General features: G+C 70.3%; 21 protein-coding genes, 1 tRNA gene, 1 pseudogene and 1 riboswitch. Of the genes and pseudogenes, 15 read left to right on the forward strand and 8 right to left on the reverse strand.

Annotated features, from left to right (window positions below):
- Positions 1 to 210: 210 nt before the first annotated feature.
- The 9 genes and pseudogenes from ACZ5C2_RS02320 to ACZ5C2_RS02360 all read left to right on the forward strand — a co-directional run.
- Positions 211 to 1,488 (forward strand): cytochrome P450 family protein, encoded by a 1,278-nt coding sequence (locus ACZ5C2_RS02320; protein ID WP_468785599.1) that lies wholly within the window; start codon positions 211 to 213, stop codon positions 1,486 to 1,488.
- A gap of 204 nt (positions 1,489 to 1,692) precedes the next feature.
- Positions 1,693 to 2,670, forward strand: a complete 978-nt coding sequence (locus ACZ5C2_RS02325; protein WP_468785601.1) for a transglycosylase family protein — start codon at positions 1,693 to 1,695, stop codon at positions 2,668 to 2,670.
- 238 nt (positions 2,671 to 2,908) lie between these two features.
- A riboswitch (cyclic di-AMP (ydaO/yuaA leader) is annotated at positions 2,909 to 3,078 on the forward strand.
- Between the two features lie 4 nt (positions 3,079 to 3,082).
- On the forward strand, positions 3,083 to 3,784 hold the full coding sequence (locus ACZ5C2_RS02330; protein ID WP_468785603.1) for a transglycosylase family protein: 702 nt from the start codon (positions 3,083 to 3,085) through the stop codon (positions 3,782 to 3,784).
- 264 nt (positions 3,785 to 4,048) lie between these two features.
- Complete coding sequence (gene eno / locus ACZ5C2_RS02335) at positions 4,049 to 5,338, forward strand: phosphopyruvate hydratase (protein WP_468785782.1); 1,290 nt, start codon at positions 4,049 to 4,051, stop codon at positions 5,336 to 5,338.
- Positions 5,339 to 5,455: 117 nt separating this feature from the next.
- The gene (locus ACZ5C2_RS02340) at positions 5,456 to 5,932 is read left to right on the forward strand and encodes an FtsB family cell division protein (protein WP_468785605.1); all 477 of its coding nucleotides are present in this window, start codon (positions 5,456 to 5,458) and stop codon (positions 5,930 to 5,932) included.
- 30 nt (positions 5,933 to 5,962) lie between these two features.
- The gene (locus tag ACZ5C2_RS02345) at positions 5,963 to 6,496 is read left to right on the forward strand and encodes a DUF501 domain-containing protein (protein ID WP_468785607.1); all 534 of its coding nucleotides are present in this window, start codon (positions 5,963 to 5,965) and stop codon (positions 6,494 to 6,496) included.
- Positions 6,493 to 7,458 carry a Ppx/GppA phosphatase family protein gene (locus tag ACZ5C2_RS02350; RefSeq protein WP_468785609.1) on the forward strand — a complete coding sequence of 322 codons (966 nt, stop codon included), beginning with the start codon at positions 6,493 to 6,495 and terminating at the stop codon, positions 7,456 to 7,458. Before ACZ5C2_RS02345 ends, ACZ5C2_RS02350 begins: the two co-directional genes overlap by 4 nt.
- A 429-nt stretch (positions 7,459 to 7,887) precedes the next feature.
- The gene (locus ACZ5C2_RS02355; protein ID WP_468785611.1) at positions 7,888 to 9,279 is read left to right on the forward strand and encodes an NAD(P)/FAD-dependent oxidoreductase; all 1,392 of its coding nucleotides are present in this window, start codon (positions 7,888 to 7,890) and stop codon (positions 9,277 to 9,279) included.
- A 240-nt stretch (positions 9,280 to 9,519) separates the two neighbouring features.
- Positions 9,520 to 9,879 (forward strand): annotated as a pseudogene (locus tag ACZ5C2_RS02360) (SAM-dependent methyltransferase); the annotation flags it as partial.
- Between the two features lie 85 nt (positions 9,880 to 9,964).
- On the opposite strand, the gene ACZ5C2_RS02365 reads toward ACZ5C2_RS02360, so the two are convergent.
- Positions 9,965 to 12,508: an ABC transporter permease gene (locus ACZ5C2_RS02365; RefSeq protein WP_468785613.1), complete on the reverse strand. Its 2,544-nt coding sequence runs from the start codon at positions 12,506 to 12,508 to the stop codon at positions 9,965 to 9,967.
- Between the two features lie 74 nt (positions 12,509 to 12,582).
- The gene (locus ACZ5C2_RS02370; RefSeq protein WP_468785615.1) at positions 12,583 to 13,380 is read right to left on the reverse strand and encodes an ABC transporter ATP-binding protein; all 798 of its coding nucleotides are present in this window, start codon (positions 13,378 to 13,380) and stop codon (positions 12,583 to 12,585) included.
- 391 nt (positions 13,381 to 13,771) lie between these two features.
- Here ACZ5C2_RS02370 and ACZ5C2_RS02375 point away from each other — a divergent pair.
- The 4 genes from ACZ5C2_RS02375 (at position 13,772) to ACZ5C2_RS02390 (ending at position 16,971) form a co-directional block, all read left to right on the forward strand.
- Positions 13,772 to 13,858, forward strand: a tRNA-Leu gene (locus tag ACZ5C2_RS02375).
- 284 nt (positions 13,859 to 14,142) lie between these two features.
- On the forward strand, positions 14,143 to 15,333 hold the full coding sequence (locus ACZ5C2_RS02380; RefSeq protein ID WP_468785617.1) for a 4-hydroxybenzoate 3-monooxygenase: 1,191 nt from the start codon (positions 14,143 to 14,145) through the stop codon (positions 15,331 to 15,333).
- A gap of 190 nt (positions 15,334 to 15,523) precedes the next feature.
- Positions 15,524 to 16,417: a Bax inhibitor-1/YccA family protein gene (locus ACZ5C2_RS02385; RefSeq protein ID WP_468785619.1), complete on the forward strand. Its 894-nt coding sequence runs from the start codon at positions 15,524 to 15,526 to the stop codon at positions 16,415 to 16,417.
- A 347-nt stretch (positions 16,418 to 16,764) separates the two neighbouring features.
- Entirely contained in the window at positions 16,765 to 16,971 is a 207-nt protein-coding gene (locus ACZ5C2_RS02390) for a hypothetical protein (protein WP_468785621.1), read from the forward strand.
- Positions 16,972 to 17,054: 83 nt separating this feature from the next.
- Here ACZ5C2_RS02390 and ACZ5C2_RS02395 read toward each other — a convergent pair whose 3' ends face one another.
- Positions 17,055 to 17,285, reverse strand: a complete 231-nt coding sequence (locus ACZ5C2_RS02395) for a DUF4287 domain-containing protein (protein WP_468785784.1) — start codon at positions 17,283 to 17,285, stop codon at positions 17,055 to 17,057.
- 100 nt (positions 17,286 to 17,385) lie between these two features.
- Between ACZ5C2_RS02395 and ACZ5C2_RS02400 the strand changes: the two genes are divergently transcribed.
- Positions 17,386 to 17,697: a hypothetical protein gene (locus ACZ5C2_RS02400; RefSeq protein WP_468785623.1), complete on the forward strand. Its 312-nt coding sequence runs from the start codon at positions 17,386 to 17,388 to the stop codon at positions 17,695 to 17,697.
- Positions 17,698 to 17,706: 9 nt separating this feature from the next.
- Here ACZ5C2_RS02400 and ACZ5C2_RS02405 read toward each other — a convergent pair whose 3' ends face one another.
- The 3 genes from ACZ5C2_RS02405 to ACZ5C2_RS02415 all read right to left on the reverse strand — a co-directional run bounded on the left by ACZ5C2_RS02405 (position 17,707) and on the right by ACZ5C2_RS02415 (position 21,359).
- Positions 17,707 to 18,486, reverse strand: a complete 780-nt coding sequence (locus ACZ5C2_RS02405) for a hypothetical protein (protein WP_468785625.1) — start codon at positions 18,484 to 18,486, stop codon at positions 17,707 to 17,709.
- A 325-nt stretch (positions 18,487 to 18,811) separates the two neighbouring features.
- Positions 18,812 to 20,032 carry an acetyl-CoA C-acetyltransferase gene (locus ACZ5C2_RS02410; RefSeq protein WP_468785627.1) on the reverse strand — a complete coding sequence of 407 codons (1,221 nt, stop codon included), beginning with the start codon at positions 20,030 to 20,032 and terminating at the stop codon, positions 18,812 to 18,814.
- 301 nt (positions 20,033 to 20,333) lie between these two features.
- Complete coding sequence (locus tag ACZ5C2_RS02415) at positions 20,334 to 21,359, reverse strand: SGNH/GDSL hydrolase family protein (protein ID WP_468785786.1); 1,026 nt, start codon at positions 21,357 to 21,359, stop codon at positions 20,334 to 20,336.
- A gap of 162 nt (positions 21,360 to 21,521) precedes the next feature.
- Here ACZ5C2_RS02415 and ACZ5C2_RS02420 point away from each other — a divergent pair, with 162 nt between their 5' ends.
- Positions 21,522 to 22,910, forward strand: coding sequence for a cystathionine beta-synthase (locus ACZ5C2_RS02420; RefSeq protein ID WP_468785629.1), 1,389 nt, complete (start codon positions 21,522 to 21,524; stop codon positions 22,908 to 22,910).
- 371 nt (positions 22,911 to 23,281) lie between these two features.
- Here the strand turns inward: ACZ5C2_RS02420 and ACZ5C2_RS02425 are convergent, their stop codons facing one another.
- Both ACZ5C2_RS02425 and ACZ5C2_RS02430 read right to left on the reverse strand, forming a co-directional pair.
- Positions 23,282 to 23,704: a hypothetical protein gene (locus ACZ5C2_RS02425; protein WP_468785788.1), complete on the reverse strand. Its 423-nt coding sequence runs from the start codon at positions 23,702 to 23,704 to the stop codon at positions 23,282 to 23,284.
- Between the two features lie 85 nt (positions 23,705 to 23,789).
- A complete protein-coding gene (locus tag ACZ5C2_RS02430; protein ID WP_468785631.1) occupies positions 23,790 to 24,368 on the reverse strand; it encodes a hypothetical protein in 579 nt (192 codons plus the stop codon).
- Positions 24,369 to 24,552 lie beyond the last annotated feature (184 nt).

Consider the following 24,552-nt stretch of genomic DNA (forward strand, 5'->3'; position numbering starts at 1 on the left):
AACAGGGTTTCCCCCCCCCCCCCCCCTTCCCTCCCCTCCTTGGGGGTTTGCCCCCCCGGCCCCCTTTTCCCGCGTTCCCCCCCCCCCTGGGGGGGGCGCGGGGAACTGCGCGAACAACCCCGACGCACCTGCACCCGCCCGGTGTCCCCAGCCACCCGGGCCGCACGGCATCCCGGGCCGCACACACCCATCGCCCGTTAGGGTCGCCGCATGCATGACCAGCCCGCCCCTTCCGCCCCGCAGGGGCCCGTTCCCGAGTTGTTCAGCCGGGAGTTCGCCGCCGACCCGTATCCCGCCTACGCCTGGCTGCGTGAGCACGCGCCCGTGCACAGGACCCGGCTGCCCAGTGGGGTGGAGGCCTGGCTGGTCACGCGGTACGCCGACGCCAAGCAGGCGCTCGCCGACGCCCGGTTGTCCAAGAACCCCTCGCACCACGACGAACCCGCGCACGCCAAGGGCAAGACAGGCATCCCCGGGGAGCGCCAGGCGGAGCTGATGACGCATCTGCTGAACATCGACCCGCCGGACCACACCCGGCTGCGGCGGCTGGTCAGCAAGGCGTTCACCCCACGCCGTGTGGCCGAGTTCGCCCCCCGGGTGCAGGAGCTCACCGACGGGCTCATCGACCGGTTCGCGGACAGCGGCTCCGCCGACCTCATCCACGAGTTCGCCTTTCCCCTCCCCATCTACGCCATCTGCGATCTGCTCGGCGTCCCGCGTGAGGACCAGGACGACTTCCGTGACTGGGCCGGCATGATGATCCGTCACGGCGGAGGCCCGCGTGGCGGGGTCGCCCGGTCCGTGAAGAGGATGCGGGGGTACCTGGCCGAGCTGATTCACCGCAAGCGCGAGGTGCTGCCCGCCGAGCCCGCCCCCGGTGAAGACCTCATCTCCGGTCTCATCCGTGCCTCCGACCACGGTGAGCACCTCACCGAGAACGAGGCCGCCGCCATGGCGTTCATCCTGCTGTTCGCCGGTTTCGAGACCACCGTCAACCTCATCGGCAACGGAACCTACGCCCTGCTCACCCATCTTGCGCAGCGCGAGCGTCTCCAGCGTGCCCTCGCCGGCGGGGACCGCGGGCTGCTGGAGACCGGAGTCGAGGAACTCCTGCGCTACGACGGTCCCGTGGAGCTCGCCACCTGGCGGTTCGCCACCCGGCCCGTCACCATCGGCGGGCAGCACATCGCCGCCGGTGAGCCGGTCCTCGTCGTACTCGCCGCCGCGGACCGGGATCCGGACCGGTTCGACGGCCCGGACGTGCTCGATCTCGGCCGGCGCGACAACCAGCATCTGGGATACGGCCACGGCCTCCACTACTGCCTGGGTGCCCCGCTGGCCCGCCTGGAGGGGCAGACCGCGCTCGCCGCGCTGCTGACCCGCCTGCCGGACCTGCGGCTTGCGGCGGATCCGGCCGAACTCCGCTGGCGCGGCGGCCTCATCATGCGGGGACTGCGCACGCTCCCGGTGGAGTTCACGCCTCGGTAAGGGTGACGGACCAGTCACTGCTTTCCGTGCCCCTGCGTGGATCACCGCAAACATGACACAGCCTCAACTTTGTGATCTCCATGTGATCTGCACGGCATGAACTTGTGACAGGTGATCGTGTGCCGATACCTTCACCCATCAAGTGCGGTGGCCAGAGCTTCACTCGCCGCGCTGGTCGTTGTTCTCCTGCGAAAGGTCTTCCGCATGCTCTCCGGGAACGGTCGGCACCGTCGCCCCCGCCAGGCTCCGGCTCTCCTCGTCGCCGCTGGAGTGACCGGCTCCGCCATCGCGATTCCGCTCCTCGGAGCCGGCAGCGCCAGCGCGGCCGACGCAATGAACTGGGACCGGGTCGCCGAGTGCGAGAGCGGTGGCTCGTGGAGCCAGAACTCCGGCAACGGCTTCTACGGCGGCCTGCAGTTGACCCAGGAGGACTGGGAGAAGTACGGCGGCCTGGACTACGCGCCGAGCGCCGACCAGGCCAGCCGCGGCCAGCAGATAACCGTGGCCGAGAAGGTTCTCGCCGACCAGGGAGTCGGCGCATGGCGCACCTGCGGACTGCTCGCGGGCCTGGGGCAGGACTCGCCCGCCGCGGACGAGGACACGGGCGCGGTGGGCTCCACGGACCCGTCCGCGTCGCCGGGCTCCGGTGAGGCTTCCGCGTCGCCCTCTCCGTCGGCCACGTCGGACCCGTCGTCCGGTGCGGACGGTGAGAAGGAGAGCCCGAACGGCACGGTCGGCGAATCAGCCGATTCCGGCACGTCCGCCCCTTCGGATGCCGCATCGGACACCGACTCGGGCAAGGGCGCGGACAAGGACACGGAGGCGGACTCCGGCACCTCTCCCTCCGCGTCATCCGGTTCCGGGACCGACGAACCGGACAAGGCGGGGCGGACCGGCGAGTCTTCGGCCGCCGGCGACACCGAAGGCACCGGCCGTCATCGCGGCACCAGCGCCGAGGAGGGCAAGGAACAGGACCGCGCGTCCGGTTCGTCCGGCCGGCACGTCTCGCGCGGCCTCAACGCCTGGGGCGGCACGGTCGCCGACTCCTCCACCGCGCCCGAGGAGGGTGGCTCCGCGTCCGTCACCGACTCCCTTGCGGTCGGCGGCGGATGGGGCGTGCTCCACCCGGTGGGCGAGCAGCTCATCGGTGGCGACCCGGGGCTCGTCCTGCCCGGTCAGTAGCGTGCGACCGGGGCTGAAACGGGCGAAAAGCGACAGTCGAAAACGCCTGGATGTGGGGGTAGTTGACGTCATGGTTCGCGCTGAATGTCCGGTTTAAAGAGTGTGAGAGATAGGTCTCAGAAGCCGTGATCGTCTTTGATATTCCGCGGATCGCGTGTCTACGGTCGTGACCGCTCGCCACCGCGGGCCCCGGCTGCCGCAACGCCGAATCCTGCCAGTGGCAGCACGGGAACAGTCGTCGCGTCATGCGCCGTAGGCAGGAGCGGGGGACCCAAGGTAAGTGCCGGATCCGGGCGGTTGACGCCGGGTACGGCTTGGGGTGAAGCCGCGTCCCGTGAGGGGCGTGGCCGGGCAACTCAACCGGCCCGAACCCGACAGCTCACCTCGCAGGCGTCGGTGAGGGGATCCATCCATGCTGTTTTCCGGCAAGGGCAAGCACCGTCGTCCGTCCAAGGCCACCCGCGCCATCGCCGTCGCCGGCGTCGCGTCCGCCGCCGTCGCCGCCCCGCTGATGGTGGCCGGCAACGCCTCCGCCGCCACCGCATCCGAGTGGGACGCCGTCGCCCAGTGCGAGTCCGGCGGCAACTGGTCCATCAACACCGGCAACGGCTACTACGGCGGTCTGCAGTTCTCCGCCTCCACCTGGGCCGGTTTCGGCGGCACCAAGTACGCCTCCACCGCCAACCAGGCCACCAAGGCCCAGCAGATCGAGATCGCCGAGAAGGTCCTGGCGGGCCAGGGCAAGGGCGCCTGGCCGGTCTGCGGCAAGGGCCTGTCCGGCGCCGCCTACACCGGTTCCTCGGCCGGCTCGTCACAGGGCACCGAGACCCGTGAGACCGAGCAGAAGGCCTCCCGCTCCGCCGAGCGCCCGGCCGCCGAGCCGAAGGCCACGCCGAAGGCCGAGAAGAAGGCCGACAAGACCGTCACCACCCCGACCGGCAAGAAGGTCGAGAAGGGCGACGGCGAGTACAAGGTCGTCAAGGGCGACAGCCTCAGCTCGATCGCCGCGGAGCGCGACGTCGAGGGTGGCTGGGCCGAGCTGTTCGAGCTCAACGACGACATCGTCCAGGACGCCGACCTCATCTACCCGGGCCAGCAGCTGCACCTGAGCTAAGGGCGGCGTCGCAGGTCCCTCCCCGTCCCACGGGCTCCCCGTCCCGGTGCGTCTTCCCCCGTACGCACCGGGACGGGCTTTTTTCTGGGCGCTTTCCGGTCACGGTTTCCCGAAACGTCTTTGTTCCGTTCGGAAACAATTTACGCTCGGTTCTGTCCACGGGACGGTCGGCCGCTGGCCGATCGCGCTGAGCCGGTTAGGCTCGGTCTCGCAGGACCCACCGTGGTCCCGCTCACCCGCGTCACATCCAAGAAGGAGATGCTCGTGCCGTCCATCGACGTCGTCGTAGCCCGGGAAATCCTGGACTCCCGAGGCAACCCCACGGTCGAGGTCGAGGTCGGCCTCGACGACGGCAGCACGGGTCGTGCCGCCGTCCCGTCCGGTGCCTCCACCGGTGCCTTCGAGGCCATCGAACTCCGTGACGGCGATGCGGGCCGTTACCTGGGCAAGGGCGTCGAGAAGGCCGTACTGGCCGTCATCGAGCAGATCGGCCCGGAGCTCGTCGGATACGACGCCACCGAGCAGCGCCTGATCGATCAGGCCATGTTCGACCTGGACGCCACCGACAACAAGGGCTCGCTGGGCGCCAACGCCATCCTCGGCGTCTCGCTCGCCGTCGCCCACGCGGCCTCCGAGGCCTCGGACCTCCCGCTCTTCCGCTACCTGGGCGGCCCGAACGCGCATCTGCTGCCGGTGCCGATGATGAACATCCTGAACGGCGGCTCGCACGCCGACTCCAACGTGGACATCCAGGAGTTCATGATCGCCCCGATCGGCGCGGAGACCTTCTCCGAGGCCCTGCGCTGGGGCGCCGAGGTCTACCACACCCTGAAGAAGGTCCTGAAGAGCAAGGGCCTGGCCACCGGCCTCGGCGACGAGGGCGGCTTCGCCCCGAACCTCGGCTCCAACCGCGAGGCCCTCGACCTCATCCTCGAGGCCGTCAAGGAAGCCGGCTACACCCCCGGCGAGCAGATCGCCCTGGCACTCGACGTCGCCGCCTCCGAGTTCTACAAGGACGGCGTCTACACCTTCGAGGGCAAGGAGCGCTCCGCCGCCGAGATGACCGAGTACTACGCCGAGCTCGTCGAGGCGTACCCGCTCGTCTCCATCGAGGACCCGCTGTTCGAGGACGACTGGGAGGGCTGGAAGGTCCTCACCGGCAAGCTCGGTGACAAGGTCCAGATCGTCGGCGACGACCTGTTCGTCACCAACCCCGAGCGTCTCGCCCGCGGTATCGAGGAGGGCGCCGCCAACGCCCTGCTGGTCAAGGTCAACCAGATCGGCTCGCTGACCGAGACCCTGGACGCCGTCGAGCTGGCCCAGCGCAACGGCTTCAAGTGCATGATGTCCCACCGTTCCGGTGAGACCGAGGACGTCACCATCGCCGACCTCGCCGTCGCCACCAACTGCGGCCAGATCAAGACCGGTGCCCCGGCCCGCTCCGAGCGCGTCGCCAAGTACAACCAGCTGCTGCGCATCGAGGAGATCCTCGACGACGCCGCGGTGTACGCCGGCCGCAGCGCGTTCCCCCGGTTTCGCTCCGCGAACCAGTAAGTACAGCAAGGGCTGAGCAGCACTTCGGCAGGCAGCGTCGTACGTACGTCCCCGTACCCGGTCCCGTACCGTGTGCGGGGACGTACACGCGTATGACGGCGAACCGGAGGCGGGAACATGGCGGTGAAGGACAGGGAGCGTTTCTCCACCGCGACCAGGATCCGGCTGATCGGTGAGCAGACCGCGGCTCGCGTCTACCGCTCGCAGACCAAGCGCCAGGCCCGCCGCTCCCGGCTGACCGGACGGGCGGCGCTGCTCGCCCTGGTGCTCTGCTCGCTGATCGTGGCCCTTGCCTATCCCATGCGGCAGTACGTGTCCCAGCGGGCGGAGATCGCCGACCTCCAGCAGGAGCAGGACGAGACCCGCCAGCGGGTCGAACGGCTGCGCGACATGAAGGCGCGCTGGCAGGACGACGCGTACGCCGAGCAGCAGATCCGCCGGCGGCTGCACTACGTCATGCCCGGCGAGACCGGCTACATCGTCATCGACCCTGGTACGGCCACGAAGTCCCGTACGGATCTCGAAGCCGCCGACCGCCCCTGGTACGCGAACGTCTGGGACGGCGTCGACAAGGCCGACGCCGCCGGCCAGTAACCCATATCGGAAGCCGCAGAAAAGACACGTATGGACATGCCCCCGCCCACGACCCCCCGCACCGAGCCCACCGACGCGGACGTCGAGGCCTTCAAGCAGCAGCTCGGGCGGCCCCCGCGCGGGCTGCGCGCCATCGCGCACCGCTGCCCCTGCGGACAGCCGGACGTCGTGGAGACCGCGCCGAGGCTGCCCGACGGCACCCCCTTCCCGACCCTTTACTACCTGACGTGCCCGAAGGCGAACTCCGCGATCGGCACGCTGGAGGCAGATGGCGTGATGAAGGAGATGACGGCGCGGCTGGCCACCGACCCGGAGCTGGCGGCCGCGTACCGCGCGGCGCACGAGGACTACATCCGGCGCCGCGACGAGATCGAGGAGCTGAAGAACTTCCCCAGCGCGGGCGGCATGCCGGACCGGGTGAAGTGCCTGCACGTGCTGGTCGCCCACTCGCTGGCCGCGGGCCCCGGGGTCAACCCGCTGGGCGACGAGACGCTGGCGATGCTGCCTCAGTGGTGGCGCAAGGGCGCCTGCGTGACGCTGCCCGCGACGGAGGAGGACCGATGACCCGGGTCGCCGCCATCGACTGCGGTACGAACTCCATCCGGCTGCTGGTGGCCGACGCCGACCCGATGACCGGCGAACTGACGGACCTGGAGCGGCGGATGACGATCGTGCGGCTCGGCCAGGGCGTCGACCGCACGGGCCGGCTGGCGCCCGAGGCCCTGGAGCGGACGTTCGCCGCCTGCCGCGAGTACGCGGAGATCATCAAGGAGCACGGCGCCCAACGCCTTCGCTTCATCGCCACCTCTGCCTCTCGAGACGCCGAGAACCGTGACGTGTTCGTGCGGGGGGTGCTGGACATCCTGGGTGTGAAACCCGAGGTCATCACCGGCGACCAGGAGGCCGGGTTCTCCTTCACCGGGGCCACCAAGGAGCTCACCGGCCGGGCCGATCTGCGCCGCCCCTTCCTCGTCGTGGACATCGGCGGCGGCTCGACCGAGTTCGTCGTCGGCGACGACCACGTACGCGCGGCCCGCTCCGTGGACGTGGGCTGCGTACGGATGACCGAGCGGCACCTGGTGCGGGACGGCGCCGTGACGGACCCGCCCACCGACGAGCAGATCGCGGCGATGCGGACCGACATCGAGGCCGCCCTCGACCGGGCCGAGGAGACGGTCCCGCTGCGTGAGGCACACACCCTGGTCGGACTGGCCGGCTCGGTCACCACCGTGTCGGCGATCGCCCAGGACCTCCCCGAGTACGACTCCGGCGTCATCCACCACTCACGCGTCTCCCGTGACCGGGTCCGCGAGATCACCGGGTGGCTGCTGCGCTCCACGCACGCCGAGCGCGCGGAGGTGCCGTCCATGCACCCCGGCAGGGTCGACGTGATCGGCGCCGGTGCCCTGGTCCTTCTCTCGGTCATGGAGCGGATCGGCGCCGAGGAGGTCGTGGTGTCGGAGCACGACATCCTCGACGGCATCGCGTGGTCCGTGGCCCAGGTCTCCTTTCCTACTGATGGGTAGCACTCCCCTGAGCGGTCGGGATAGCGTTTGAGCAGCGCGTGAGGGGTGTGCGCGGGCCCCTCGTGGACCCTCCGGCGACGTCCGCCGGGAAAGTTCGTGAAGTTCTTCACAAGGATTCGGCCCCCGTGGAACGAAGTGCTGGGTCCTGTTGGCCCGTCCGGGGCCTCAACCCTCCTTTGAACATGTTCAGAAGGTGCCCTGAAGGGTCCGGTCGTGACTGTCGTCCCGCATCGGACGACCGGCCTCACATCCGCCGTGAATCGACAGAGAGGCAGCTCACGCGGCCTTGACCGCGTCCTGCGCCATGCCCAGGACCGCTCTCGGCGGGGTCATGTGGATCAAGAAGTGCGGGATGGTAACACAGCGTCTGCCGGAGCTTGTGAAGGGGCGCACGAGGTACCCCCCTGGAACAGGTGGATACTCGATGGCATGAGCACCACGGAGCGTCCCAGGATCCTCGTAGTAGGCGGTGGGTACGTAGGCCTGTACGCAGCTCGGCGCATCCAGAAGAAGATGCGTTACGGCGAGGCGACCGTCACCGTCGTCGACCCGCGGTCGTACATGACCTACCAGCCCTTCCTCCCCGAAGCCGCGGCAGGCAACATCTCCCCGCGTCACGTCGTCGTCCCGTTGCGACGCGTGCTGCCCAAGGCGGAGGTTCTCACCGGCCGGGTCACCACCATCGACCAGGACCGCAAGGTGGCCACGATCTCGCCGCTGGTCGGCGAGGCGTACGAGCTGCCCTTCGACTACCTGGTGATCGCGCTGGGCGCGGTCTCCCGCACCTTCCCGATCCCCGGCCTCGCCGAGCAGGGCATCGGTATGAAGGGTGTCGAGGAGGCCATCGGCCTGCGCAACCACGTCCTCGAGCAGCTCGACAAGGCCGACTCCACCACGGACGAGGAGATCCGGCGCAAGGCGCTCACCTTCGTCTTCGTGGGCGGTGGCTTCGCCGGCGCGGAGACCGTCGGTGAGGTCGAGGACATGGCCCGGGACGCGGCCAAGTACTACAAGACGGTGTCCCGCGAGGACATGCGCTTCATCCTGGTCGACGCCGCCGACAAGATCCTCCCCGAGGTGGGTCCCAAGCTCGGCGCGTACGGCAAGGAGCACCTCGAGAGCCGCGGCGTCGAGGTCTACCTGTCCACCTCGATGGACTCCTGCGTCGACGGTCACGTGGTGCTGAAGAACGGCCTCGAGGTCGACTCCCACACCATCGTGTGGACGGCGGGCGTCAAGCCCAACCCGGCGCTGGCCCGCTTCGGCCTGCCGCTGGGCCCGCGCGGTCACGTCGACACCCAGCCGACCCTCCAGGTCACCGGCACCGACTACATCTGGGCCGCGGGCGACAACGCCCAGGTCCCGGACCTCGCGGGCCGCAAGGCCGGCCATGAGAACGCCTGGTGCCCGCCGAACGCCCAGCACGCGCTGCGCCAGGCCAAGGTCCTCGGCGACAACGTGATCTCCGGCATGCGGGGCTTCCCGCAGAAGGAGTACAGCCACGCCAACAAGGGCGCGGTGGCGGGCCTCGGCCTGCACAAGGGCGTCGCGATGATCGTCGTCGGCAAGATGAAGATCAAGCTGAAGGGCCGTCTCGCCTGGTACATGCACCGCACGTACCACGGCATGGCGATGCCGACCTTCAACCGCAAGATCCGCGTCTTCGCCGACTGGACCCTCGGCATGTTCCTCAAGCGCGAGGTCGTGTCCCTGGGCGCGATTGCGTCGCCGCGCGAGGAGTTCTACGAGGCCGCGAAGCCGGCGCCGGCGCCCGCGGCGGCGAAGCAGGAGCGGAAGAAGACCGAGGTCAAGGCCTCCTGACACCCACACCCCTCGAAGGGGCCGCCCGCCATCCGTGGTGCGGGCGGCCCCTTCGGCGTTGCGGCGCACGCCGGGTCTGCCCACCCGCCCGACTCGGCGGGTGAGGAGACCGCCCCTGTTCCGTCCCCTCGCTGCCGGGTTCTGCCCGGAGACGACGCGCACCGGGGACTGCCAAACCCACCCGCCAGGTGCCTATGTGCTGAGGGCATTCCGGGATTCTCCGTCACGGAGGTGTACACCATGGCAGACGCCGCCCCGCGGCTGAAAGGCATCCTCGAACAGCTGACCGGCACGCCCCTCCCCGTCCGCATCCGCGCCTGGGACGGATCCCAGGCCGGCCCTCCGGACACCCCCATCCTGGTCGCACGCAACCGCCGCGCCCTGCGCCACCTGCTGTGGAAGCCGGGCGAACTGGGCCTGGCCCGCGCCTGGGTGGCCGGTGACCTCGTCGTCGAGAACGACCTCTACACCGCCCTGGACCGGATCGCGGGCGTCGTCTGGGAGCGCGACGAGGACGCCCGTACCCTCGCCCAGGCCCTGCGCGACCCCGCCTTCCGCACCGCCGCACGCGGCCTCGCCCGGCTGGCGGGCCTCCCCCTGCGGGCCCGCACCTGGAACTGACGCGGCGGCGGGCCCCGTTCCACCCGGAACAGGGCCCGCCGCACAGTGATGCCTTCGCCGCCGGCTACTCCGCCTTGATCGCCTGCAGTACGTTCAGCCGGGCCGCCCGCCGCGCCGGCCACAGCGCCGCCAGCACACCCACCACCGCGGCCAGCAGCAGGAAGATCCCCATCCGGGCCCACGGCAGGACCAGTTCGTACGTCGCCATACTCGATCCCACCAGCTCACCGGCTGCCCAGCCGAAGAACACACCCAGGCCGAGGCCGAGCACCGCGCCGAACAACGAGATGACCAGGGATTCCAGCCGGACCATCCGCTTGATGCCCTTGCGGGCCAGGCCGACCGCCCGCAGCATGCCGATCTCCTGGGAGCGCTCGAACACCGACATCGCCAGGGTGTTGACGACGCCGAGGATGGCCACGATCACCGCCATCGCCAGCAGGCCGTAGACCATGTTCAGGATCAGGGTGAACATCCTCGCGATCTCGTTGGAGAGGTCCTGCTTGTCCTGGACCTTGATCGCCGGGTTGGTGCCGAGCGTCTTCTCCAGCGAGGCCTTCGCCGCGTCGGACGTGCCGTCGGAGGTCTTCACCATGACCATCATGTCGGCCGGTTCCGACTCGGTCGCTTCCGACTCGTGCGGGTCGAGGGCCGCGGTGTCGATCAGGATGCCGCTCATCATCTCGTTGGCCTGGTAGACACCGGCGACCGTGAGCTTCTGCTTCTCGTCGTCCTCATAGGTGACGGTGACGTCCGAACCGGCCTTCCAGCCGTGCGACTTCGCCGTGTCCTCGTCCACGACGATCCGTGTGCCGCCGACCTCGAAGGCGCCCTGCACCACCGGAAACTCGGTCAGCTCGCCGATCGTGGCGCCGTTCACGCCGGTCATGTACGCGTCCTCGCCGTCGACGAGGGCGTACGCGTTGCGCATCGGGCTGGTGGCGGTGACGTCATCGGCCTGCTTCAGCTTCTTCTCGACGTCCGGCGACAGCGGGTGCCCGTTGGCCATGGACACCATGTAGTCCGCCTCGATCGCGGAGGCCGCCATCTTGTCGATGGACTTCTGCAGACTGCCGGCCATCACGGTCATACCGGTGATCAGGGTGAGTCCGATCATCAGCGCGGACGCGGTGGCGGCGGTACGGCGCGGGTTGCGCACCGAGTTCTGCCGGGCCAGCTTCCCGGAGACCCCGAAGACGCGGAGCACAGGCGCCGCGGCGGCGATCAGCGGGCGGGACAGCAGCGGGGTCAGGATGAAGACGCCGATGATCAGCAGTACGGCGCCGAGCCCCATGGGGACCTGGCCGTCGGTGCCGTCCATCGTCGTGGCCGCGAGGACCACGGCGACACCGGCCCCCGAGAACAGCGCGCCCAGCGTGTTGCGCAGCACCAGCGACTTGGTGGTCGCCTGGGCGTGCAGCGCGCTCATCGCCGCCACCGGCGGGATCCTCGCGGCCCGGCGACCGGGCAGCCACGCGGCGAGCATGGTCACCAGGATGCCGACGGCGAACGCGGAGGCGACCGTCCCCGGGCTGATCACCAGCGGCCCGTCGGGCATGGGCGCGTCCAGCGTGCCCATCAGTGAGCGCAGCCCCACGCCGATACCGACACCCGCGACGAGTCCGGCGACGGCGGCGATCGTGCCGACCACGAACGCCTCGATCAGCACCGACCGGGTGACCTGACGCCGGGAGGCGCCGACCGCGCGCATCAGGGCCAGCTCCTTGGTGCGCTGGGCGACCAGCATGGTGAAGGTGTTGGCGATGATGAACGTGCCGACGAACAGGGAGATCCCGGCGAACACCAGCATGCCCTGCTTCAGACCGCTCATCGAGGAGGCGATGGCCTTCGCCTGGTCGTCGGCGAGCTTCGTGCCCGTCGTGGTCTTCACGGCGTCGGAGGGCAGCGCCTTCTCCAGCTGGGCCCGCAGTGCGGTGTCGCTGACGCCGTCCTTGGCCTTGACGGCGATCTCGTCGAAGGAGCCCGCCGTGCCGAACAGCTTCTGCGCGCTCGCCGTGTCGAACAGTGTGAGGCTGCCGCCGGCCGCGACATTGCCGTCGTCGGTGGTGAAGATGCCGGTGATCTCCGGTTCCAGGACGGGACCGTCGACCGACATCCGTACGGTGTCACCGACCTTGTAGCCGGCCCGCTTCGCGGTCTCGGAGTCGATGAGGATCTCGCCCCCGCCCTTCGGCGCGCGCCCGCTGACCAGCGGATACCGGGGGTCCTTGGTACCCCAGTAGTTACCGCCCTGCGACTGGAAGCCGTTGCCGAGCAGCTTGCCGTCCTTGTCGGCGATCGCGGTGAAGCCCTGGACGGTGCCGATGGCCTGCGCGGCGCCGGGGACGGCGGCGCTGTCGTCGACCAGTTCGCGGGTCAGCTCGTAGTACTCGCCGGCCCTGCCGTCCTCGGCCTCCCTCCACTGGGGGGTGATGGCGACGTCGACATGGTCGAAGCCCTTGGCGGACTGCTTCTGCAGGGCCTCGGTGAGGCTGTTGGTGAAGACCAGGGTCCCCGACACGAAGGCCACGCCGAGCATCACGGCGAGCACGGTCATCAGGAGCCTGGCCTTGTGTGCGAGCACATTGCGCAAGGCGGTACGGAACATGGAAGTCTTCTCGAGTCCAGACGTACGAGGGAGGGGCGCGGGCGGACGGGCGGACGCGGGAGCCGCCGGGGAGGTCAGCTGGTGCGGCCCTTGGCGTCGAACCGCTTCATCCGGTCGAGCACCGAGTCGGCCGTCGGCTCGTACACCTCGTCCACGATCCGGCCGTCCGCGAGGAAGATCACACGGTCCGCGTAGGCGGCGGCGACCGGGTCGTGGGTCACCATGACCACCGTCTGGCCCAGCTCCCGTACGGAGTTGCGCAGGAAGCCCAACACCTCGGCGCCGGAGCGGGAGTCGAGGTTTCCGGTGGGCTCGTCACCGAAGATGATCTCGGGCCGGGCGGCCAGCGCCCGTGCCACGGCGACCCGCTGCTGCTGACCGCCGGACAGCTGCGAGGGACGGTGGCTCAGCCGGTCCGCCAGCCCGACCATCCGGATCACGGTGTCCAGCCACTGCTTGTCCGGCTTACGGCCGGCGATGTCCATCGGGAGCGTGATGTTCTCCAGGGCGGACAGCGTCGGGAGCAGGTTGAACGCCTGGAAGATGAACCCGATCTTGTCCCTGCGCAGTTTGGTCAGCTGCTTGTCCTTCAGCGAGCCCAGCTCGGTCTCGCCGATGCGCACGGAACCCGAGGAGAAGGTGTCGAGCCCGGCCACGCAGTGCATCAGCGTGGACTTGCCGGAGCCGGAGGGGCCCATGATCGCGGTGAACTCGGCCTGCCGGAAGTCGACGGAGACCCGGTCCAGGGCGACCACCTGGGTCTCGCCCTGGCCATAGATCTTCGACAGCTCCGTGGCGCGTGCGGCCACGGCGGTGGTCCGGTCGGCTGGGGGTCCCCCCGGACGGAGTCCGGGGGAGGGTGCGGTGGTCACGGGATGGACGCTCCTGTCGGGACGACATGTTCTCGGGGACGCCGTCCATCCTTCCGCCGCTTTGCCGCCGTGTAGTCACCCGCTGCTCCGGTTCCGGGGGGCGACTCGGGGCGGATCGCCGGGCGCCGAGTCATACCTGGGGATGACGGCGCCCTCCGAGCCGGGCCGTGCCGGGAACGGGTGGAGCGCCCTTGTTCGGACGGTGAAATTCCGTCATTCCGTATACATGGCGGAGCGTCAGCCGCAAGGCTGTTGGCACGTGCTGACGGCGCGTTCCAAGTGCTGATGCTCCCTCAGGCGCCAATAAAATAAGACAAGATCGGTCCATCCCGCCGTCGGCGGCGAGGCGGCCACCGATAGGCTCGGAGCCGCGAAGCGGGGCCCACGACCTGCCCGGATGGTGGAATGCAGACACGGCGAGCTTAAACCTCGCTGCCCCTGAGCGGGCGTGCCGGTTCAAGTCCGGCTCCGGGCACCACCACGCTCTTCCTCTTGATCAGTGACAACGTCCCGCTGCCGCCTTCTCCCGTCCAGGAAGTGGGCGCACATCGCATTCCTTAACGTGCACAGACCCTCCGCGCGGCGGGTGGGGCAAGCGGACCGGACGTGATGGCGTCCGCGCCGAACGTCCCCCCTGTGCGCGGGCGTCCCACGGCTCGGCACGCCTGCCGAACCGAGGCGTGCCGCCATCTGCGAGGTGCCGTTGACACTGGAGGTACGCGGCTGGAAACTCGCGTTCCGGTGTGGTGAGGGGGACGACTGATGCGTACCACCGTGGGGATCATCGGTGCCGGGCCGGCCGGGCTGCTGCTCGCGCGGCTGCTGCGCAATGCCGGGATCGGGTCGGTGGTCCTGGAAGCCCGGGACCGGGAGTATGTCGAGCAGCGGCAGCGGGCCGGGGTGCTGGAGCAGGGCACCGTGGACGTGCTGCGTGCTGCCGGGGCCGGGGCGCGGATGGACCGGGAGGGGCTGCGGCACGACGGGATCGAGCTGCGCTTCGACCGGAGGCGGCACCGGGTGGACTTCCCCGCGCTCACCGGCGGGCGGTCCGTGATGGTCTACGCGCAGACCGAGGTCTGCCGGGACCTCATCGCCCTCCAGCTCGCCGAGGGCGGGCCGCTGCTCTTCGAGGCCGAGGCGGTCGGTGTGGAGGGGGTGGACACCGCATCTCCGCGCGTTCGCTTCCGGCACCAGGGGCGCGAGGACGTTCTCGAGTGCGACTACGTGGCCGGGTGCGACGGATTCTGGGGGGTGTCGCGTTCCGCCGTCCCCGCCGGGGTCGGCCAGGTGTTCGAGCGAACGTATCCCTACGGCTGGCTCGGCATCCTCGCCGATGTGCCGCCGTCCCACGACGAGCTGGTCTATGCCCGCCACGAGCGCGGCTTCGCCCTGCTGTCCATGCGTACCCCGGCCGTCTCCCGGCTCTACCTCCAGGTGCCCGAGGGGACCAAGGCGGAGGAATGGAGCGACGAGCGGATCTGGCGGGAGCTGGAGCTGCGGTCCGAGACGGCCGACGGCCGGCCGCTGCGGCGCGGGCCCGTCACCCAGAAGTCGGTCACCCCCATGCGCTCCTTCGTGTATGAGCCCATGCGGTACGGCCGTCTGTTCCTCGCCGGAGACGCCGCCCACATCGTGCCGCCCACCGGGGCCAAGGGGCTGAACCTCGCCGTCGGGGACGTGGTGGTCCTCGCGCGGGCGCTGGCGCACGAGAAGGAGACCGGTTCGGCCGAGCTGCTCGACGGCTACTCCGCGGACTGTCTGCGCCGGGTCTGGCAGGCGGAGCGGTTCTCTTCCGACATGACCACCCTGCTGCACCGCGCCCCGGACGCCACCGTCTTCGAGGACCGCCTCCAGCTCGCCCGCCTGGACCGCCTCACCTCCTCCCGGGCCGCCGAGACCGACCTCGCCGAGGCCTACACCGGCTTCCCCCTGGACCGGCCGGCCGGCGGATGATCTCCGGCCGGTTCCGGGCAGGTACCGGGTCGGTCATGGTTCGGTCCCCCGTGGTGAAAGGAATCACCAAGCCGCGTAGCGTGTTGCGGAGCATGACGAGGGAAAGATCCTCCCCAAGCATTAGGGTCAATCCTTTGCCTACCTATTACTCTTGAGCCAAGGCCGCACTGAGTGGCCATGGAGGAGTGAAATGAGGAGCAGAAACCCGGTCTTCTCGCGACGGGGGTTCAGCCGCGACAACGGCTACGCGGGCTTCAACACCGCGCCGCAGGCCGGGGGTCCCGCTGTCGCCACGCAGGCCAACCCGTACGCGCAGCCGACGGGCAACCCGTACGCCCAGAACCCCTACGCGCAGACGGACCAGCAGTACGGCGCACCGCCGCAGGCGCCGGCCGCCGTCGGCCGGATGACGATTGACGACGTCATCATCCGCACGGCGAGCACGCTCGGCGTGCTCATCGTGACCGCCGCGCTCTCCTGGGCGCTGCTGCCGGTCGACGACGCCAACATCGGCCGGTCCTACGGCATCGGTATCGGTGCCGCGCTCATCGGCATGGTCCTGGCGCTCGTGCAGTCCTTCAAGCGCAAGCCCACGCCCGCGCTGATCCTGACGTACGCCGCGTTCGAGGGTGTCTTCCTCGGCGTCATCTCCAGCATCGTCGACAACCGCATCGCCGACGGGGCGGCCATGCAGGCCGTGCTCGGCACCATGGCGGTCTTCGCCGGCGTGCTGGTGGCGTACAAGGCGGGCTGGATCCGCGTCAACCGCCGTTTCTACGGCTTCGTGATGGCGGCCGCGCTCGGCTTCATCCTGCTGATGGCCGTGAATCTGCTGTTCGCGGTGATCGGCGGCGGTGACGGCCTCGGCTTCCGCAGCGGCCCGCTCGGCATCATCTTCGGTGTCATCGGCATCATCCTCGGTGCCTGCTTCCTCGCCCTGGACTTCAAGCAGGTCGAGGACGGCATCGCCTACGGTGCGCCGCGCGAGGAGGCCTGGTTCGCCGCCTTCGGCCTCACGCTGACGCTGGTGTGGATCTACATGGAGTTCCTGAGGCTCATCGCGATCTTCAACAGCAGCGACTGACGGCAGGCGGCGTCCCGTACGCCACCGACAGCACAGACAAGGGCCCCGGTTCCACCGGGGCCCTTCGTCGGTATGCCCGGCGTGGGCGATTGCTTGGGGGTGGAAGTCCCCTGGGGGAAGAGGTGGTGCTAACCCCGAGCCGGAGGCAACGGCGTCATCGTGAGGTGGGGTCGGGAGGAAGCCCGAGGCGAGACCTGGGCACTGAGGAACACGAACCGTGTAGGAGGCGTGCTGGTCGGGTGAGCCCGCCGACGAGGGTGAAGCCCGTCACTGCCAAGAAGGCCAGTGCGTAAACGCGGCAGCGGTCCAGGGACAGTGATCGTTCTTATCCGGGGAGGTCTGTCCGGGTGTCGGTTGCCAAGACCCGCCAGGCCATGCTGCGAAAGCTCGGCCTCAACGAGCAGCTCTCCCGTGAATGGGGAGGCACCAGCAAGGGCTACTGGCGAGTCGCGGGGTCTCCCGTCCTTGCGCGGGCACTGCCCAACGCCTACGGGGACGACCTTGGTCTGCGCATGCTCAAGCCGACCTGGCAACGGTGGAGATCAACTGGATGAACCGCCGGATGCGTGGCCCGCATGTCCGGTGGTGTGGGAGGAGGGCGGGTGACCCGGCCCTCCTACCCGATTACGCGCCGGAGCTAGCGCAGGTTGCGCGCCGCCCTCCTCAGGTCGTACTCGTGGACGATCGCCTTGGCGTGGCCGTACGCCAGGTCGTACTCGTGCCGGAGCCAGCTGACCTTCTCCTCGAAGCGGAAGAGCGACGGGCCTTCTTCGACGGTGCGCAGCCAGTCGGAGATCTCGCGACCGGTGCAGTGCGGGATACGGGCGAGCATGTTGCGATGGGTCTCTGCGGACAGGACGTGGGACATCGGCGCCTCCGGACGCATGGTGTAAGCCGGTCCTTCAGGTCACCGTGCCCGAGCGTCCGCCCGTTGGCAACAGTGCTGCCGCGCCGCGTACGCTCGCCGCGTGCTTGATACGACGCCCTTCACCCGTGCCGTGGATCACTTCGCCGACCGTCTGCGGGCCGCGCCGCAGAGCCGGCTGCAACGGGGTGGGGCCGCCGAGGCGCTGGCCCTGGCCAGGGAGTTGGCGCGGCGCACCCAGCTCGTCGAGGAGCCGGGCACGGAGCCCCGCGAGATGCCCGACGCGGGTATGTTCGCCGCCGCCGACCAGATCACCGTCGCCGGGCACGACCTCGCCCTCGTACTGAAGAGCGACGAGGAGGTCGAGGAGGCCGTACGGCTGGTGGAGGAGGCGCGCGAGCGTGCCGGGGTGTAGTCGGCCCGGCTAGAGGGACGCGATGACGCGGTCCGCCAGGATGTAGACGTTCTCCTCGCCGCAGGAGAAGGTCAGCGTGTACGCGCCCGAGATGCCGGAGCCACCCAGCAGGAACGGGGTCTCGCCCTCACGCAGGGCCGAGGCCAGGCGCTCCGCGGTCTCACGGTGGCCCGGTGTCATGCACAGCGTCGTCCCGTCGGCGAACACGTAGACGTCCAGGGTGCCCAGCGGGCCCGGGCGGACATCGGTCAGCTCGGTGCGGGAGCCCGCCAGCTCCTCCAGGGTGGTCACGGTGCGCTCGTGGTCGTTCACGACCGGTGAGGGGTTCGGTACGAAGTCCGGGTGCGAGGGGTGACGGCGGCGGGCCGCGGCCAGCTCGGGGGAGTCCCCGGCGTGTTCGTCGGTGTCGGCGCCCGGCTCGCTCACCGGCTCCAGACCCACGAAATCCGCCTGCCGGGGCAGGAACAGCTCACTGTCGGCCAGACCCAGCAGGGACGGCGCGTCGGAGGCGTCATGCGCCTCCTGCGCGGCCCAGAAGGCCCGCGCCTCGGCGAGCTCGCGCTCCCGCTCCTCGGCGAGCGCCTCGGCCACGGCCGCGCGTATCCCGTCGGCGTCGGCCGAGCGGGCGGACGGAACGTGTGCGCGCGCGGCGGCGCCCCGGTTCCCGGCCAGCTCGGTGTGCAGGGCCGCGACCTGTCGGCGCAGCACCATGATGCTGCGCAGCACAGCGACGCCCACGGCGCCGGTGGCGGCCGTGGTGACCAGCAGGGCGATCGGCATGGCGCTCACTGACGTACTCCCGGTTCAAAGTCGACCCCCGACTTCCTACATCAGCTTGAAGGGCGGATTGACCTTCTGTCAGTGCGTAACATCACGAAACGGACAGCACTTTGGTTTCGGGCCCGGCAGGGGTGTGAGGCTGACCTGCGGGATCCCTGTCGCGAGAGGGATAGGTCACATCCTGGGGGAGATTGGATCACAAAACGGCCCGGACCCCGGGGTGACCGGGGTGCCGGGCGTTCGTCTCACGGAACGTGCTCCGACGGCTACGGTGTGGTCGCCGTCGCCGTCGCCGTCGCCGTCGCCGTCGCCGTCGCCGTCGCCGTCGCGGTGGTCAGCTCAGACGCTCGATGACCATCGCCATGCCCTGGCCGCCGCCGACGCACATCGTCTCCAGGCCGAACTGCTTGTCGTGGAACTGGAGGGAGTTGATGAGCGTGCCGGCGATGCGCGCGCCGGTCATGCCGAAGGGGTGGCCGACGGCGATGGCCCCGCCGTTGACGTTCAGCTTCTCCAGCGGGATGCCGAGCTCGCGGTAGGAGGGGATGACCTGCGCGGCGAACGCCTCGTTGATCTCGGCCAGGTCGATGTCGTCGATGGTGAGGCCGGCACGGGACAGGGCCTGCTTGCTCGCCTCGACCGGGCCGAGGCCCATGATCTCGGGGGAGAGGCCGGAGACGCCGGTGGAGACGATGCGGGCGAGCGGGGTGAGGCCGAGCTCGCGGGCCTTGGTGTCGCTCATGATGACCAGCGCGGCGGCGCCGTCGTTGAGCGGGCAGCAGTTTCCGGCGGTGACGAGCCCGTCCGGGCGGAAGACGGGCTTGAGGCCCTGGACGCCCTCCATGGTGACGCCGGCCCGGGGGCCGTCGTCCTTGGAGACCACCGTGCCGTCGGGGAGCGTCACCGGGGTGATCTCACGCTCCCAGAAGCCGTTCTTGATGGCTTCCTCGGCCAGGTTCTGCGAGCGGACACCGAACTCGTCCATGTCCTGGCGGGTGACGCCCTTGAGGCGGGCCAGGTTCTCGGCGGTCTGACCCATCGCGATGTACGGGTCGGGCACGAGGCCGTCCTCACGCGGGTCGTGCCAGGTCGAGCCCTCCGACTCCGCGACGGCGGCGGTACGGGCCTCGGCCTCGGCGAACAGCGGGTTGCGGGTGTCCGGGAGGCTGTCGGAGTTGCCCTTGGCGAAGCGGGAGACCGTCTCGACGCCGGCCGAGATGAAGACGTCGCCCTCACCCGCCTTGATGGCGTGCAGGGCCATGCGGGAGGTCTGCAGCGAGGACGAGCAGTAGCGGGTGATGGTGCAGCCGGGGAGGTGGTCCATCCCCATCTGCACGGCGACGACACGGCCGAGGTTGTTGCCCTGCTCGCCGCCGGGGAGGCCGCAGCCGAGCATCAGGTCGTCGATGTCCCTCGGGTCCAGCTCGGGGACCTTGGCGAGCGCGGCCTGGATGATCGTGGCGGTCAGGTCGTCCGGGCGCAGGTCCTTCAGGGAACCCTTGAAGGCGCGGCCGATGGGGGAGCGGGCGGCAGAGACGATCACGGCTTCGGGCATCACGGCTCCAGAGGGTGGGGCGGCGCGTAGCGCCTCGTTGAGGGTGGTGGTCCGGTGACGGCGGGCATACCGGTGAGTTGGTGCAGGGCCTCTTGGGAAGTTACCCGGCCGTATGAGCGGGGTCACGGCTCTCGCGGTGTGACATGGACCGCAACTGTCTAAGCGCTTGCTTTGTTCCCTTCCCCCGTGGCGGCACGGCCGGGCGCGACGGTACCCCGCCGGCGCCGGGCTGCGCGGAGACCTCCCGGTCCGCACCCGTGCCGTCCACCGCCGTCTGCCGGACGGCCACCCTCGCGAACGGCTACGACGCCTGAGCCGAACGTTCCGGCTCCGTCGCGGTGACCCGCCGCCGGCGACGCCGCTTCAGCAGGGCCCAGGCTCCCCGCGGCCCCGTGGGCATCGCCGCCGTGACCTCCGTGCCCGCCTCCGACGCCGCCTCCGCCGCCGCCCGGGCGACCGGCAGGAACGCCTCCCGGCGCGCGGCGTCCGGGCGCTCCTCCTCCGCCGGCCACAGGCCCAGCGCCGCGCACACCGTCGGCAGCACCGCCATCGCCGCCGTGGCATACCCCTCCACGGAGGGGTGATAACTGTCCGGCCCGAACAGTTCCCGCGGGTTCGCCGCGAACTCCGGCCCGAGCAGATCGCCCAGCGACACCGTCCGCCCGCCCTGTTCGACGGCGCCGATCGTCTGCGCCGCCGCCAGTAGCCTCGACGCCCGCCGGGCCAGCCAGCGCAACGGCTGCTGCACCGGCTCGAGCGTGCCGAGATCGGGGCAGGTGCCGACCACCACCTCCGCCCCGGCCGTCCGCAGCCGGCGCACCGCCGAGGACAGATGACGTACCGAACGGGTGGCCGGCATCCGATGGGTGACGTCATTGGCGCCGATCATGATCACGCAGATGTCGGGGGCCCGGGACGGATCCGCCAGTGCCCGTGTCACCTGCCGGTCCAGATCGTCGGAGCAGGCCCCCGGCACCGCGACCGTGCTCAGCCCCACCGGACGTTCCGCGATCGCCGCGACCCCCGACGCCAGCAGCGCGCCCGGCGTCTGCCCGGCCCGGTGCACGCCCTGCCCGGCGGCCGTGGAGTCGCCCAGCATCGTCAGTCGCAGCGCCGGTTCGCCCGGCACCGTGTAGGCCGCCCCGTACAGACCGTCCGCGTTCGGTACGTAGGGACTCGTGCCGTTGCCCACGCGGCGCCGCGCCAGCTGCGCCTCCGCCACCAGCAGACCCACGGTGGCCGCGCCGGCCAGGCCGACGCCCCCGCCGCCGTAGGCCGCACCGGCCGCGATCCGCCGGGCCACCCGTGCCCTCGACATGCCCGTCATGCTCGCCGCCACCTCCTCGAAGCCGTACACCCAGTGCTTGCCCCGTACGGAGGGTGCTCCAATCCCCACGGGCAGTGAACGGCCCGGGAGGTTCCACTCGGGAAGGGCCTAGGCTGGTTCGACCACTACGACCACATCTTTTGCAAGCATCCGGAGACAACGGTGCAATTCCACGACTCGATGATCAGCCTCGTCGGCAACACCCCGCTGGTGCGGCTCAACAGCGTGACCAAGGGCATCAGGGCGACCGTCCTGGCCAAGGTGGAGTACTTCAACCCGGGCGGCTCCGTGAAGGACCGCATCGCCCTGCGCATGATCGAGGCGGCGGAGCAGAGCGGGGAGCTTCGGCCCGGCGGCACCATCGTCGAGCCGACCAGCGGCAACACCGGGGTCGGTCTTGCCATCGTGGCCCAGCAGAAGGGCTACAAGTGCATCTTCGTCTGCCCGGACAAGGTGTCCACGGACAAGATCAACGTACTGCGCGCCTACGGCGCCGAGGTCGTCGTCTGCCCGACCGCCGTGGCGCCCGAGCACCCCGACTCCTACTACAACGTCTCCGACCGGCTGGTGCGCGAGACGCCGGGGGCCTGGAAGCCGGACCAGTACTCCAACCCCCACAACCCCCTCTCCCACTACCACTCCACCGGCCCCGAGCTGTGGGAGCAGACCGAGGGGCGGATCACCCACTTCGTGGCGGGCGTCGGCACCGGCGGCACCATCTCCGGGACCGGGCGCTACCTCAAGGAGGTCAGTGACGGCGGCGTGAAGGTGATCGGCGCCGACCCGGAGGGTTCGGTGTACTCCGGCGGCTCCGGGCGGCCGTACCTGGTCGAGGGCGTCGGGGAGGACTTCTGGCCGACCGCGTACGACCGTGAGGTCGCCGACGAGATCGTCGCCGTCTCCGACAAGGACTCCTTCCAGATGACCCGCCGCCTGGCCAAGGAGGAGGGCCTGCTGGTCGGCGGCTCCTGCGGCATGGCGGTCGTGGCGGCGCTGGAGGTGGCCTCGCGGCTCGGTGAGGACGACGTGGTCGTCGTCCTGCTGCCGGACAGCGGACGCGGTTACCTCAGCAAGATCTTCAACGACGAGTGGATGGCCGACTACGGCTTCCTGGAGGACTCGGGCCCCAGCGCCCGCGTCGCCGACGTCCTGAACGACAAGGAGGGCGGCCACATCCCCTCCCTCGTCCACATGCACCCCGACGAGACGGTCGGCCAGGCCATCGAGGTGCTGCGCGAGTACGGCGTCTCGCAGATGCCCGTGGTCAAGCCGGGAGCCGGTCACCCGGACGTGATGGCCGCCGAGGTCGTCGGCTCGGTGGTGGAGCGGGAGCTGCTGGACGCGCTGTTCAGCAAGAGCGCCTCGCTCGACGACCCGCTGGAGAAGCACATGTCCGCGCCGCTGCCGCAGGTCGGCTCCGGCGAGCCCGTCGCGGACCTGATGGCCGTCCTGGGCAAGGCGGACGCGGCGATGGTCCTCGTCGAGGGCAAGCCGACCGGTGTGGTCAGCCGCCAGGACCTGCTGTCCTTCCTCGCCAAGACGGGCAGGTGACGGGGCGTCGGGTGAGGCGGAGGCGAACCGGCCCTGAACGGCCGGGTGCCGGCGCGTACGTGATCTTCGTGGACTTCGCGGAAGTGGTACGAGCGTGTCACGTCCGCGCAGCACTCGCTTAACACGACTCCGGCACCTTGGTGGATGTCGGCGGGAAGGAGGGGTACCTCCCAGGCGTTGAGCACTGGGGGAGACTCCTTCGTTCCGGCCGGCGGCCATACGGCGTCGAAGGACACCTCCGGAGCGGCTCCCGGACCTCCATGGACGCCTCGGACGCGCGGCCGTCTCAACCGGCACGCGTCCCCGCGGGGACCGCCGTCGTCCCGACCCCCGGGCAACCGGGGGTGAGGCGGTCCCCGCGCACGCCTGACTCAGTCCTCCCAGTCGCTGTCCCGATCGCTCGTGCGGCGGCCGAACAGGCCCGGGCTGGTGCGGACCGCCTGGACCACGTTGACGCCGACGATGCCCAGCCAGGTGACCAACAGGCCCGGCAGATGTCCCACGCCCCCGCCGATGGCGGACAGCGGAACCGCCAGCACCAGCGAGACGATCCCGAAGCCGAAACGCTCTCCCCAGGAGTCCGTGGCCTTCGGCGAACGCGCATCCCGGGCCACCGTCAGCTGCCGCTCGGCGAGCTGCCGGCGCACCCGGCGCTCCACCGCGCCGTCGATGCGCTGGTCGACCTTCTCCAGGAACGAGTCGACCAGTGCGGACTCGTACTCCTCGCCCAGTTCCCTGCGCGCCTGCAGGGAGGCGTTGAGTTCCTTCTTCAGCTCGGCGTCCCGCGCGTCCATTCCGGTCATGGGTTCCACGGTAGGCAGGCGGCAGACCGATGACACTGGGGGTAACCCCCCTCTCGGATTCGGGTTCGCCGGGCCCCTACTTCTCGCACATCTTCTCGTCGGCCCGGGACCGCCCGACGTCGATCTTCTCGGGTGCGGCGACGGGTACGCCCGCCTTCGTGAAGTCGGGACCGAGGGTGAGCGTCATCGGCGTGCCGGTGTCCGCGCCCTCGGCGCCGGGCTTCAGGGCCGAGGCGGGCAGGCCCATCAGGTCGGCGAGCTTGCGGGCCTGGCCGGCCTGGTCGCAGCGCCTCTGCGGTCGGCGCCTGCGGTGGCCGGAGTCGTGCGCGTCGTCCGGCGCGGGAGCGGGAACGGGCGCGGGAGCAGGAGCGGGAGCGGGAACGGGCGCGGGAGCAGGAGCGGGAACGGGCGCGGGAGCAGGAGCAGGAGCGGGAACGGGCGCGGGAACGGGAACGGTGCGGCGACCGCGCTGCCCGGGGACAGGGCCCGGCGCGGGGGCGGCAGGGCCGGGGTGGGACGTACCACGAGGGCGGGGGACCGGGCCGCGCTCCGGGGAGCCCTCCAGCCGGAGTTCGTACTCGCCCGTCCTCGGGTTGCGTACCCACTGGTCGGCAGGGTCGGTCCCGTCCGCCTGTCCACGACTTGGCGCATCCACGCTTGTACCGGGCCTGTCGTCGGGCGCCGAGGGGGCCCCTGCGTCTCAAGGCGCTTAGTTGTTCGATGCGTTACGCTATCCGGCCCCTTCGGGATGCGCGGACGTTCGTAGCAAAACCGCCGAGGTCCGGATCTGTCCCCGAACGGGCACGGTGTGTGATCCCCGCCCATCGGGGGGTGTGTAC

It is taken from the genome of Streptomyces sp. NPDC031365, assembly GCF_055569765.1.